The sequence below is a fragment of the Gordonia sp. DT218 genome, assembly GCF_049847105.1.
Classification (GTDB): domain Bacteria; phylum Actinomycetota; class Actinomycetes; order Mycobacteriales; family Mycobacteriaceae; genus Gordonia.
This window is the reverse complement of record NZ_JBNCNS010000008.1, coordinates 26,724-39,149: the sequence shown is the minus strand read 5'-3', so window position 1 is coordinate 39,149 and position 12,426 is coordinate 26,724. Positions and strand designations below refer to the sequence as shown.

Genomic DNA, 12,426 nt, shown 5'->3' with positions numbered 1-12,426 from the left:
CTTGGTTCTGAACCAAGGTGGATTGACCGTTTCTGGGTGGTTGGGGAACGTCGCTGGGGAACGGCGCTCGGCGGCCGATGAGTTTTCCGCAGGGGCGGTGTCTATCTCAGCACAACACCACCACACCGCCACCCGAGGAGCCCGTCATGGCCACCGCAACCGCAACCCCGTCCGCCACCCGCGAGATCGCCGGCACCCGTAGCGTGCGACAGATCGTGGGCGTCGTCATCAGCGTCGTGATCGGCGCCTTCCTCGCCTTCGACGTCGTCGGCAAGCTGACGCAACCCGAGGCCGTCGTCGAGGGCACCGCCAAGCTCGGATTCCCGATCGAACAGGCCTACGTCATGGGTACCGTCCTGCTGATCTGCCTTGTGGCGTACGCGATCCCACGCACCGCGGTGCTCGGCGCGCTCGGCATCACCGCCTATCTCGGCGGCGCGGTCACCGCCAACATGCGGGTCGAGTCGCCGCTCGTCAGCACCACCCTGTTCGCCGTCTACCTCGGCGTGCTGATGTGGGTGGGACTGGTCCTGCGTCGCCCGGAACTGCTGAAGGTCGTCGGGTTGCGACGCTGAGTCTGGCGCTCACCCACTTCGTTCCCGCTCATCCTCCCGGGTGAGCGGGAACGAAATGAGTGAGCGGGCACTGGACGACGTTACCGATCTGGGATGCCACGGGTGCCTGGGTGTTGCACGGACGTCCTACTGTTGCGCAAGTGACAAAAGGGACCAGAGTGACTCGACGTCGTGCTGCTGCGCTGGCGGTGATCGCCTTCGCGGGCATCGGCGGTGTTGCCGCCGGCACGATGCCCGTCGTATCGGAGCGATCGGTCGCGCCCGCGGCGACCAGCGTCGACCCGGCCACCCTCTACAATTCGGCGCAGCAGAAGTTCGCCGCGGGCGACGTGCCGGGCGGCCTCGATGCGATCAAGCAGGCCCTTGCGATCATTCCGGTAGACCCGGACGCTCTTGCTCTGCAGGCCATCTGGTCAGATCAGGCCGGAGACGCCGCCACGCGCCAGGCCGCCCTCTCGCGGCTCGGCGGGGTCAATCCGGCGCTGGCGACCGCGGCACGCAACATCAACGACGGGGTCGCAGCCGCCGCGCAGATCGTCCCCGACACCGCACCGAAGACCGTCGCCGGCCGGGCGGCGATCGTCGTCCTCGGGTTCGGGCTCAACCGTGACGGCAAGATGGCACCCGAACTGGTCCGGCGGGTGACCGCAGGCAAGTCTCAGGCCGAGACCACCTCCACCGCACCGATCGTCGTGACCGGCGGAGTCCCCAAGGCCGGCGTCACCGAGGCCGCGGCGATGAAGAAGTGGTTGGTCGCCAACGGGGTCGACGCGGCCCGGATCACCGAAGAGGGCAAGTCCGGATCCACGGTCGCCAACGCACAGAACACCGCGGAGATCCTGCGCGAACAGGGCATCGGCAACGTCATCCTCGTCACCTCACCCAACCACATCCGTCGCGGTGCAGCGGATTTCGCCGCGGCCGGACTTCGGACCGCGGCGACGGTGACCACCGCGACCGATCTGGCCAAGTACGCCACACCGCTGACCCGCGATCAGCAGAAGGGTATTCGGCTCGAGGCGACGCGCACGGCGAAGATCCCGGCCACCCGACAACTGGGTCTGCCGCTGCCGCAGAACCTCCCCGACACCGGGCCGGGACTGATCACCGAGTTCGGCGGAAAGCTGCTCGAGACCCTGCTCGGGACGGGGTCGTCGGAGACCAATTGAGCGATCGGTTCGCGATCGTCGTCGAAAACATAGGCAACAACGCATGATTCACAGGTGTGGGACCGCCGGGTGAACTGACCCACATCGTCACCGCAGTCTTGGCCGGTCTCACAGGATTCATCGGCGCGACGAAAGCAGGGCGCGCCCCGATCTCCTGCGAGCTGCCACTGCCGATGTCACCCACCGGCAGGACCCGGACTCGCTGTTCCTGACCTGCTCCGATTCGTGGCTGATGCCGAACATCATCACCGCGAGTGGCCCCGGTGACCTGTTCACCGTCCGGAACGTCGGCAACCTGGTCCCCGGTGACGGGTCCACGGACACGTCGGTGGCCGCCGCACTCGAGTTCGCCATCGGTGAGATCGGGGTGAGTTCGGTTGTGGTCTGCGGTCATTCGTCGTGCGGCGCGATGAAGGCGATGCTCGCCGGTGCCGACGCGGGCGACGGCAAGATCGGTTCCTGGCTCGGCCACGCCATCCCCAGCCTGGCAGCCTACCGCCTGGGCCACCCGGCCGGCCGGGCCGCCGCCGAGGCGGGCTTCCCCGAGGTCGACCAGCTCGCCGTGGTCAATGTGGCCAAGCAGGTGGAGAACCTGATGCGCGACGCCGTCGTCGGTCGTGCGGCCGCCGACGGGCGGTTGCGCGTCGTCGGGCTGTTCTTCGACATCCCGACCGCGCAGGTCTTCGAGGTCACCGGCACCGAGATCCGGCTCGCGGGCACCGATGCGCGTGCGGAGACGTTGCTGCCCTGATCGTCCCGCGCGTTCCGCGGAACGCGCGCCACCTCGACTCGGTGACATCACAATCGTTCGGTATCAAGGTGGATTCATCGAGTCGGGGTGCGTGACCCGGACAGTCCTCGCCCCCAAGGCTCAGAACATCACCGAACGGAAGTGCGTGATCAGCCGCCAGTCGGCGGGCGGGCCGCCGAGGCCGTCCAGGAAGTGGAACGCGATACCCGGCGGCTGACCGCGATTGACGATCTCGGTGCCCTCGAAGGGCAGGTTGAGGGTGGACGCCGCGCCGGGCGCGATCGCCAGCGGCCGGCCGGCGAACGTCGTCACCGCCGGGGTGTGGGCGTGGCCGCAGAGAAAGGCAACGATGTTCGGGTGCTGGTCGACCATCGCTGCCAGCCGCTCTTCGCCGGTCTGTCGGATGGAGTCCATGAACGGCATCCCCAACGTGGTTGGTGGGTGGTGGAACGCGATCAGCACAGGTGTCGTCGGGCCTGCGGCCGCGATCTCGGCGGACATCCAGGCGAGTGTGTCGTCGGGGAGGTGGCCGTCGTTGCGGTCGGGGATGGAACTGTCGCAGACCACGAACAGCACGCCGCCGATCAGTGCTGCCTGGTTGACCGGCTCGTCGGTCTGCCGGGCCATCAGGTGGGCGTTGAAGCCCTCCCGCTTGTCGTGATTGCCTGCGGTGATGAGCATCGGCAGCGGGCTGTAGAGCACGCCATAGGCCTCGCGGTACTCGGACTCGCTGCCCTCGTCGGTGATGTCGCCGGTCACCAGGAGCGCGTCGAGGCCGTCGGCGCGGGCATTGATGTAGCCAAGCGTCGATTCGATGCGGCTGCGGTTGTACCGCGTGCCGTTGAAATGCAGGTCGCTGATGTGGGCGACGACGAACACACGCGCTCCTCGATGACGGACTCACCTGAGGCTAGTCACATCGGCCACGGACGGCGCGACAAGGCCCCGGATCCCCTGCGCGCCCCGCCCGGTCGACCGCGCGCAGCGGGGTGTTGACAGTTGTCGCCGGGCAGATGAGAGTCGGCGGATGAGACGACGAGGTGGCGGGGTCCGGGACACGACTCGATTTGCGGGTGCGACCGCGGTGGTGACCGGCGGCGGGTCCGGCATCGGGGCGGCACTCACCAGAGCGCTCGTCGCCGCCGGCGCCGACGTGGTGTGTACCGATCGCGATGTCGACGCGGCGCAACGGGTCGTCGAGGGCCTGCGTTCGGCACCCGGCTCGGCCCGCGCCGCGCACCTCGACGTCACCGACGGTGATGCGGTCCGAGCCCTGGTGGACGAGGTGGTGGCGTCGACGGGCCGCATCGACCTCATGTTCAACAACGCCGGCATGGCCCTCGGCGGCAACACCGAACTGCTCACCGCAGACCAATGGAACGCGATCATCGACGTGAACATCCGCGGCGTGGTCCACGGTGTGGCGGCCGCTTATCCGCACATGATCCGTCAGCAGTCCGGCCACATCGTGAACACGGCGTCGATGGGCGGGCTCACTGCTGCCGGATTGCTCACCAGCTACGTGATGACCAAACACGCGGTCGTCGGCCTGTCGCTGGCGCTGCGGTCGGAAGCCGCGGTACATGGTGTCGGCGTGCTGGCGCTCTGCCCGGCCGCGGTGGAGACGCCGCTGCTCGATGCCCCCGGTGTCGGCGGATTCACCGGCCGGACCTTCTACCTGTCCGGGCAGGGAGTGCGGACCGCATACGACGCCGACAGGCTCGCGTCCGAGGCCCTCGACGCCGTCGAGAGCAACCGGCCGCTGCTGGTGGTGCCCGCGCAGGCTCGGATGGCGTGGCGCTTCTCGCGTCTCGCGCCCGGACTGATGCAGAAGCTGTCGACGAAGTTCGTCGCTCAGCAGCGGGAGCGGCAACACCTCTAGCGCGCGAGCTCGGCGAGATTCTGTGTCCGGTCGGCGGGAGACCGCGCGTGGTCAGTGCAGAGTGCGCTCGAACAGCTTCTGCAGTTCTGCGAAGTGCTTCTCGGTGGCCTCGTAGTGATAGATCGCCGTGTCGGCCATCGTATAGCCGTGGTGGGCACCCGGATACACCGTTGCCGAATGCGTGACGCCGCATGAGGTGAGGGCGTGCTCGAACGCCGCGACGGCCTCCGGTGGCAGCGACTGATCCTGGTCGGCGTGGATGGCAAGCACGTCGGCGCGGACGTCAGGCAGACGGCGATGCGGACTGCTGTCGTCGTCGGTGACGAGGCCACCGGTGTGGAACATGCCGATCGCGCCCACCACGTCGGGGCGGGTGGCCGCGGCCAGCAGCGCGAGACGTCCGCCCATGCAGTAGCCGGTGATCCCCACGTCACCGCCGGAGACACCGTCGAGCCCACGCAGCGTGTCGAGGTAGGCGGACAGATCCGGCGCGGCGAGGTCGTCGGTGAGCGCTCGCACCCGCGGCATCACCTCCTTGAAGAAGTCCGCCCGGCTCGTCGGATCGGTGAGGTCGGCGGCCGGTTCGAGATCGGTGGCGACGCCCGAGCGATAGAAGACATTGGGCGCCAACACGACATATCCCCAGGACGCGATTCGATCGGCCATCTGTTTGGTCTGCGGGCGCAGCCCGATGGCGTCGATGGCGAACAGCACACCCGGGACTGGACCGGAAGCATTGTCCGGACGCGTGACGTAGGCGTCGGCGATGCCATCCGGTGTGGAGATCGTGATCATCTCGTTCGACACAGGTTTTTCCCTTTCCACGGTGGACAGGTCTCAGAGGTCTCCGGGCAGTTTGTCACGGCGGATGCCGCGCCAGCTGGGGTGGCGCAGGTGACCGGTGGTGGTCCAGTCCATGAACCGGACCTCGCCGACGATCTTCGGCAGCACCCACACCGCACTCGACGCGACCGGGCGGTCCAGCTTGTCGACGAATGGACAGAACTTGATCTGCAACGGCTCGAGTTCTTCGGCGAGGGAACGGAGTTGGGCGTCGGTGAAGCCGGTGCCGACCCGTCCGACGTATCGCAGCCCGGTTTCCTCGGGCAGTCCGAGCAGTAGCGACCCGATGGTGTCCGACCGGTTGCCGCGGCCGGGCCGGTATCCGCCGATCACGACCTCGATGTCGCTCCAGTTCTTGTGTTTGCGCCATTGGGTGGTGCGCCGGCCCTGCTGATACGTGGAGGTCCGTCGCTTTGCGACGACACCCTCGTACCCCTGTTCGCGGCTGTGCTCCACCGCGGCACGCCCGGGCCCGTCGAGCAGTGGCGGGACCTCGGCATAGGGCGAGTGCGCGAATGCCGGGGCGAGCTCCTCGAGCAACTCCCGTCGTTGTGACCACGGCCGACGTAGGAGCGACGTGCCGTTCAGGTAGAGCACGTCGAAGATATAGAGCTTGACGGTGAGATCCTCGTCGGTGGTATTGCGTGCGGCGAGCAGCGTGAAGTTGGTCCGACCACTCGCATCGAGGACCACCACCTCGCCGTCGAGGACGACGTCGATCAGCCCGAGATCGTCGGCGATGGAGCGCAGGCGGGGGAAGTCGGCGGTCATGTCGATACCCGACCGCGACGTCAGTCGGAAGTCGCCGTCGATGTAGCGCAAGAGGATTCGGTAGCCGTCCCACTTCCCCTCGAACGCCCAGTCGCGTCCGTCGAGGTTGTCGATCGACTCGTCGGTGGCCAGCATGGGTCGTGGATCCTTGAGACTGTCCGGCAGGATCGGCCGCGGCTCGTCGCTCATCAGATGGGCGAGCCAGTTCTTGTCCCCCGTCTTGATGAGCGCGTAGCGACCCTGCACCCGTTCGCCGTGCAGCCGGACGATCACCTCGTTCTCACGCCACTTCTCGGTCTCGTAGGTGCCGCGGTCCCAGATCTCCACGTGCCCGCCGCCGTATTCGGCGTGCGGGATGTCTCCCTCGAAATCGGCGTAATCCATCGGGTGGTCCTCGGTGTGCACCGCAAGACGGTTCTGGCCCGGGTCGTCGGGCAGATTCTTCGGGACCGCCCACGAGACCAGCACGCCGTCACGCTCGAGCCGGAAGTCGTAGTGCAGACGGCGCGCGTGATGCTCCTGGATGACGAAGATCGGGTCGGCCGACGTCTCTTCGTCGGCGCGATCACGGTGCGCCTCGTCGCCGAACGGCTCGGGTGTCTTGTCCGCATCCCGCTTACGGCGGTACTCGCCAAGGCTGACAACAGGATTCGAGACGGGGGCAGTTGTGGCGGCCGCCGCGACGACGGCGTCGGTGTCGAGCTCTTCGGAATCGGAGTCGTGTGCGTCGTCGAGGTCGAGCAGCAGATCGCCGTCGGTGGCAACTCTTTCGAGGACCTCGTGGAACAGCAGCTGGCCGATGTCGGGGTCGTCGAGTTCGTCCCAGGAGCGGGGTGCGGCCACCCATGGCTGTTCCCGACCGCGCATCGAGTACGGCGCCAACGTCGTCTTGGAGCCGCTGTTCTGGCTCCAGTCGATGAAGACCTTGCCGGCCCGGATCGACTTGGACATCGTCGCGGTGATCGAGTCGGGATGCGCGGCGGCCAGACTGGTGGCGATCTGCTTGGCGACCGTCCGGGCCGCGTCCGGCGAGACGGGGCGGTCGAACCGTGCGTACAGGTGCAGCCCCTTGCCGCCGCTCGTCACCGGGAACGCGGTCAGCCCGGCCGCCGACAGCATGTCGCGGATCATCAGTGCCACCTCGGCGCACTGCGAGAGCGGGACGTCGGGACCGGGATCGAGGTCGAGGACGAGACGGTCGGCTTTCGGCGCGGTTCCGTCGAAGGCCGGCACACGCCACTGCGGCGTGTGCAATTCCAGCGCGGCCATCTGGCCGAACCACACGAGGTCGGCCTGCGAGGATGCGAGGGGGTAGGTGATCACGCGTTTGCTGTGCTGTTCGCCGAATCGCTCGAGCCAATCCGGTGCCGACACCGGGAGATCCTTCTCGAAGAACGGCATCGATTCCACGCCGTTCGGCCAGCGTTTGCGGGTGATCGGGCGGCCGGCGAGGTGCGGGAGCAGGACGTCGGCGATGCGCGAGTAATAGTCGATGACCTCGAATTTCCGGGTACCGGTCTCCGGATACAGCACCTTCTCGAGGTTGGTGACCGGGATGCGACGACCGTCGACCTCGAGACTGTCACCACCCGCCATGACCACCATTGTCCACATTCCGGGCCGAGGATTCAGGCAACCGGTGGCACAATGAACCCCATGCGCTCGATCTGGAAGGGCGATCTGAGCTTTGGCCTGGTGAATGTTCCGGTCAAAGTGTACTCGGCCACGGAAAGTCACGACCGGAAGTCGTATCAGGTCGACTCCAAGGACGGCACGCGGATCCGGTATCGGCGAGTGCGAGAGGGCACCGACACCGAGGTCGACTACTCCGACATCGCGAACGCGTACGAGACCGACTCCGGGGAGACCGTGATCCTCACCAAAGAGGACCTGGGGATGCTGCCGGTGCAGAAGAGTCCCGAGATCTCCATCCTCGAGTTCGTCCCGACCGACCAGGTCGATCCGATCTACTTCGACAAGCCCTACTACCTCGAGCCGGCGTCGAAGTCCCCGAAGGCCTACGCATTGCTGGCCCAGGCACTGCAGAAGACGGACCGTCTCGCCATCGCCAATTTCACGCTCCGCAACCGGACCCGGCTCGCGGCCTTGCGCGTGGTCGACGGTGTCATGACCCTCCAGACCCTGCTGTGGCCGGACGAGGTCCGGGCCGCCGATTTCGAGTTCCTCGGCGACGAACCCGAGATCCGCCCCCAGGAACTCGAGATGGCCGCGTCGCTCATCGAGACGATGGCCAAGGACTTCGACCCCGCCGAGTTCGAGGACACTTATCAGGTCGAGCTGTCGAAACTCGTCGAAGCGAAATCCGAAGGTGCCGACGCATTCCCGGAGAGCGAGGAAGAATCCTCGGCAGACGACGACTCCGAGGTGGCCGATCTTCTCGCCGCGCTGCGCGCGTCGGTGAAGGACAAGGGCACCTCCGACGGCTCGGCGTCGGAGGACGACGGGGAGAAGTCTGCCCCGGCCAAGAAGGCCGCGAAGAAGGCGCCGGCAAAGAAGGCCCCGGCGAAGCAGGCGGCCGCGAAGAAGGCCCCGGCAAAGAAGACCGCGGCCAAGAAGGCGGCGGCGAAGAAGTCGGCCTAGCTAGTGCGGTGGTCGCGACGGCGGATGGAGTGATGGTGTGGTGACCGGGGAATCCGAACAGCTCGACGTGCTGATCGTCGGCGCGGGTCTTTCGGGCATCGACGCCGCCTTCCGGATCACCGAACGCAATCCGGGTCTGCGTTACCGGATCGTCGAGCAGCGCAGCCGGATCGGTGGGACGTGGGACCTCTTCCGGTATCCCGGCGTCCGGTCGGATTCCGACATCTTCAGCCTGAGCTTTCCGTTCCGCCCGTGGCCCAAGGACCGGACCATCGCCGAGGGCGACGAGATCCGCGACTACCTCGAGGACACCGCACACGAGTTCGGGATCGATCGGCACATCGACTTCGAGGTGTCTGTCACCGCAGCCGATTTCGACAGCGACACGGATCTCTGGACGGTGACCACCGAGAACGACGGGACCCGTCGGACCTACGTCGCACGATTCCTCTACATGTGCACCGGGTATTACCGCTACGACGAGGGATACCTGCCGGACTTCCCCGGCATGGCCGACTTCTCCGGCACCATCGTGCACCCGCAGTTCTGGCCGGAGGACCTCGATTACGCGGGGAAGAAAGTGGTGGTGATCGGCAGCGGTGCCACCGCGGTCACCCTGATCCCCGCCATGGCGGAATCCGCTGGCGCAGTGACGATGCTCCAGCGGTCACCCACCTTCATTTTGCCGCTCCCGTGGCAGGACCCGATGACCAGAGCGCTGCGGCGGGCACTCCCGAAGACGTGGTCGCATCACCTCATCCGGTGGCGAAATGCACTGGGCACCTTGGCCTTCTACCTCTATTGCCGCGCCTTCCCGAAGCTCTCGCGCCACACCCTCCGCCAGATCGCGATCCGGTCGTTGCCGAAGGGCTACGACGTCGACACCCACTTCCGGCCCCGCTACGAGCCCTGGGACGAGCGGTTGTGCATCATCCCCGACGGCGATTTCTACCGCACCATCCGCCACGGCGACGCCGACGTGGTGACCGATCAGATCGATCGATTCGTCTCGGGCGGAATCCGACTGGTCTCCGGCCGCGAACTCGACGCCGACATCGTCGTCACCGCCACCGGACTCGCGCTGATCGCCTTCGGTGGCGCGACGCTGAGCATCGACGGCCATGAGTTCAAGCCGCACGACAAGTTCGCCTACCGCGGATACATGCTCAACGACGTCCCGAACATGGCCTGGTCGGTCGGCTACACCAATGCGTCGTGGACCCTTCGGGTCGATCTGACCAGCCAGGCCTTCGCAAACCTGATCGCGCACATGGACGAGCACGGGTACACGCACGCATATCCGACGGTCGGGTCGGCGGTCCTCCCGGAGGAACTGCTGCTCGCCCTCGACTCGGGATACGTACGACGGGCCGCGACTCTGCTGCCCAAGGCGTCGTCGGAGCGACCGTGGCGCGTCCGGCACAATCTGGTCCTCGACGCCATCGACGCGCGACGGTACGACGTGACCGAGGCGATGGTGTTCGGGACGGTCGAACCTCGGGTAGGCGTGCGTCCGGCCTGAATAATCGCTGGCCGGAGGCGGTGATCATCCGGCAAGCTCGATACGTGAGCACCGGTTCCGATCGGCACGTGGCCGACCGTCGTTTGCCCGCAACGCTGAGACCGTTCGCGCTGCGGCAGTACCGGTTGCTCGTCCTCGGTCTGGTGCTGGCCATGTTCGCCGACGGCGTGTGGACCGTCGGCGTGGTGTGGCAGGTCATCGGTATGGGCGGCGGACCGGGGCAACTCTCGGCCGTCACCGGCGTGGCTGCGCTCGGCATGGTGGTGTCGACCCTCGCCGGCGGAGTCCTCGCCGACCGGGTCTCCCAGCGGCGCATCATGATCGCGCTGGAGATCGTGAAGCTGCTGGCGTTCGGCGTCGTGGGTGTCGCCGCGATGCTCGGTGTGTTGAATCAGCCCTTCCTGATCGTCGCGGCGTTCGTCGGCGGCGTCACCATGGGCATGTACTACCCCGCATACTCTGCGTTGCTGCCCAGCATCGTGGAGGCGGAACAGTTGCAGGCCGCCAACGGGATCGAGGGTTTTCTGCGTCCGGTGGTCTTCCAGGCGTTCGGTCCGATGGTGGCGGGCGGGGTCATCTCGATTGCGTCACCCGCCGCCTCGATCGTGCTGGCGGGCGTCGCGAGCGCGGCGTCGTCGCTGTTCTATGTCGCCATGGATCCGGTCCGGGTGCGGCGCGAACCCGCCGCGATCACGGTGCACCCGTTCCGGTCGGTGGTCACCGACATCGCCGAGGGCTTCGCTTACATGTGGCGCACCCCGTGGTTGTGGGCGACCCTGTTCTTTGCCTGCATCCTGGTGCTCGCCACCATGGGGCCGATCGAGGTGCTGGTGCCGTTCGCCTTGCGGGAACGTGTGCACGGCGGCGCCGGTGACCACTCGCTGGTGCTCGCGGCGTTCGGCGTCGGTGCGGCATTGTCGTCGCTGGTGTTCGCCTCGATCCCGATGCCGCGACGGTATCTGACGGTGATGTTCTCGATCTGGGGTTTCTCGAGCGTGCCGCTGGTGATCATGGGCTTCGCCGACCGGACGTGGATGTTCGTGGCCGCCGGGCTCCTGATGGGCGTGCTGTTCGATGGCCCGATGGTCTTGTGGGGCACGCTGTTACAGCGTCGGGTCCCACCGGCGCTCCTCGGGCGGGTCGCGAGCCTGGACTTCTTCGTGTCGGTTGCGTTGATGCCCGTGTCGATGGCGATCGCCGCGCCGGTCAGTCACGCGATCGGGTTGACCGCCACCTTTGTGGTCGCCGGTCTGCTGCCGGTGCCGGTCGCAGCGTGCTTCTACCTCGCGGCGCGTCTGTGGCGCGACGAGATCGACCATCCGTTGCGGATTCAGGTGACCGACAATCCCAAGGTCCTCACCTGAGCCGGTCCGGCGGCGGTACGAGATGCTCGGCTGCCGCCGCGACGGTGAGGTCGGTCAGGGCGTCGAGGATCGGCGAACTGAGTTTCCAATACTGCCAGAAGAGCGGGATGTCGACGTGGTGGTCGACGATGGGGATCACCCGCCCCGCGCCGAGCGCGTCGGCGATCTGTACCTCCGGTACCGCACCCCAGCCGACACCGAGTTCCACCGCGAGGTGGAACTCGGTGGAGGCCGGGATATAGCTGATCGGTGGCGAGACCGGCTGCGCGGCAAGAGTTGTCAGCACGTCCCGCTGGATGTAATCGTTGCGGTCGAACAGCACCATCGGGGCTCGGGACAACGCGGCCGCTGTCGGGCCGTCGGGGAGCCAGCGGGCCACGTAATCCGGTGTGGCGACTGGCAGATAGCGCATCGACCCGAGTGCCCGGGTGGTGCAGCCGCGGATGCCGAGCGGGTCGGAGGTGATGGCGGCGAGCACTTCTCCCGACCGCAGGAACCGGGTGTTCTGGCTCTCGTCGTCGCGCACCACCTCGATGGCGACCGGGTGCTCGTGATGCATTCGCGCGAGAACCGGGAGGAACCACGTTGCCAGCGAGTCCGCGTTCGCGGCGATCGGGAGATGGATGCGGGCGGAGTCCTGATCGGCCGTGCCACTGCCCATCAGTTCGGAGCGGGTCTCCTCGCGCAGCAGCTCCCATTGCTTGGCGAGGCGGACGAGTAGCTCGCCGTCGGGCGTGGCGGTGGCCGGCTTGGTGCGGCGCAGGACCACCCTTCCGACCGAGGTCTCGAGGGCCTTGATCCGCTGGCTGACCGCCGACGGGGTGATGTGCAGTGATGTCGCCGCGGCGTCGAAGGTGCCCTCACGGAGAACCGCGGCGAGGGTCTGCAGGCCTTCTTGGCTGATCTCCATCGGGTAATCATAAGTTCTGTGAATGATTCGTGAAAAAC

Annotated in this window: 10 protein-coding genes and 1 pseudogene; 7 read left to right on the top strand and 4 right to left on the bottom strand. The window is 67.0% G+C overall.

Annotated elements, in window-relative coordinates:
* The first annotated feature begins 146 nt into the window (after positions 1-146).
* The 3 genes and pseudogenes from ACPXCG_RS22635 to ACPXCG_RS22625 form a co-directional block, all read left to right on the top strand.
* Positions 147-575: a DoxX family protein gene (locus tag ACPXCG_RS22635; protein ID WP_425794581.1), complete on the top strand. Its 429-nt coding sequence runs from the start codon at positions 147-149 to the stop codon at positions 573-575.
* A gap of 158 nt (positions 576-733) precedes the next feature.
* Positions 734-1,744: a YdcF family protein gene (locus tag ACPXCG_RS22630; protein WP_425794580.1), complete on the top strand. Its 1,011-nt coding sequence runs from the start codon at positions 734-736 to the stop codon at positions 1,742-1,744.
* 118 nt (positions 1,745-1,862) lie between these two features.
* Positions 1,863-2,495 (top strand): annotated as a pseudogene (locus ACPXCG_RS22625) (carbonic anhydrase); the annotation flags it as partial.
* A gap of 120 nt (positions 2,496-2,615) precedes the next feature.
* Here ACPXCG_RS22625 and ACPXCG_RS22620 read toward each other — a convergent pair.
* Positions 2,616-3,374: a metallophosphoesterase gene (locus tag ACPXCG_RS22620; protein ID WP_425794579.1), complete on the bottom strand. Its 759-nt coding sequence runs from the start codon at positions 3,372-3,374 to the stop codon at positions 2,616-2,618.
* Positions 3,375-3,522: 148 nt separating this feature from the next.
* Here ACPXCG_RS22620 and ACPXCG_RS22615 point away from each other — a divergent pair, with 148 nt between their 5' ends.
* Positions 3,523-4,377, top strand: a complete 855-nt coding sequence (locus tag ACPXCG_RS22615) for an SDR family NAD(P)-dependent oxidoreductase (protein WP_425794578.1) — start codon at positions 3,523-3,525, stop codon at positions 4,375-4,377.
* Between the two features lie 51 nt (positions 4,378-4,428).
* Here the strand turns inward: ACPXCG_RS22615 and ACPXCG_RS22610 are convergent, their stop codons facing one another.
* On the bottom strand, positions 4,429-5,184 hold the full coding sequence (locus ACPXCG_RS22610; protein ID WP_425794577.1) for a dienelactone hydrolase family protein: 756 nt from the start codon (positions 5,182-5,184) through the stop codon (positions 4,429-4,431).
* A 30-nt stretch (positions 5,185-5,214) separates the two neighbouring features.
* Complete coding sequence (locus tag ACPXCG_RS22605; RefSeq protein WP_425794576.1) at positions 5,215-7,587, bottom strand: ATP-dependent DNA ligase; 2,373 nt, start codon at positions 7,585-7,587, stop codon at positions 5,215-5,217.
* Between the two features lie 51 nt (positions 7,588-7,638).
* Here ACPXCG_RS22605 and ACPXCG_RS22600 point away from each other — a divergent pair, with 51 nt between their 5' ends.
* From ACPXCG_RS22600 to ACPXCG_RS22590, 3 genes are read left to right on the top strand one after another with little or no spacing between them, the layout of a single operon-like run.
* Positions 7,639-8,592 carry a Ku protein gene (locus ACPXCG_RS22600; protein WP_425794574.1) on the top strand — a complete coding sequence of 318 codons (954 nt, stop codon included), beginning with the start codon at positions 7,639-7,641 and terminating at the stop codon, positions 8,590-8,592.
* A gap of 37 nt (positions 8,593-8,629) precedes the next feature.
* Positions 8,630-10,114, top strand: a complete 1,485-nt coding sequence (locus tag ACPXCG_RS22595) for a flavin-containing monooxygenase (RefSeq protein WP_425794573.1) — start codon at positions 8,630-8,632, stop codon at positions 10,112-10,114.
* Between the two features lie 44 nt (positions 10,115-10,158).
* Entirely contained in the window at positions 10,159-11,478 is a 1,320-nt protein-coding gene (locus tag ACPXCG_RS22590) for an MFS transporter (protein ID WP_425794572.1), read from the top strand.
* On the opposite strand, the gene ACPXCG_RS22585 is transcribed toward ACPXCG_RS22590, so the two are convergent.
* Complete coding sequence (locus ACPXCG_RS22585; protein ID WP_425794571.1) at positions 11,471-12,388, bottom strand: LysR family transcriptional regulator ArgP; 918 nt, start codon at positions 12,386-12,388, stop codon at positions 11,471-11,473. The genes ACPXCG_RS22590 and ACPXCG_RS22585 overlap by 8 nt on opposite strands.
* Between the last annotated feature and the right edge of the window lie 38 nt (positions 12,389-12,426).

What these genes read in the sequence shown, in the direction of transcription:
- ACPXCG_RS22635 (WP_425794581.1), top strand. Translation starts at nt 147, where the DNA reads ATGGCCACCGCAACCGCAACCCCGTCCGCCACCCGCGAGATCGCCGGC.
- ACPXCG_RS22615 (WP_425794578.1), top strand. Translation starts at nt 3,523, where the DNA reads ATGAGACGACGAGGTGGCGGGGTCCGGGACACGACTCGATTTGCGGGT.
- ACPXCG_RS22605 (WP_425794576.1), bottom strand. Translation starts at nt 7,587, where the DNA reads ATGGCGGGTGGTGACAGTCTCGAGGTCGACGGTCGTCGCATCCCGGTC.
- ACPXCG_RS22600 (WP_425794574.1), top strand. Translation starts at nt 7,639, where the DNA reads ATGAACCCCATGCGCTCGATCTGGAAGGGCGATCTGAGCTTTGGCCTG.
- ACPXCG_RS22585 (WP_425794571.1), bottom strand. Translation starts at nt 12,388, where the DNA reads ATGGAGATCAGCCAAGAAGGCCTGCAGACCCTCGCCGCGGTTCTCCGT.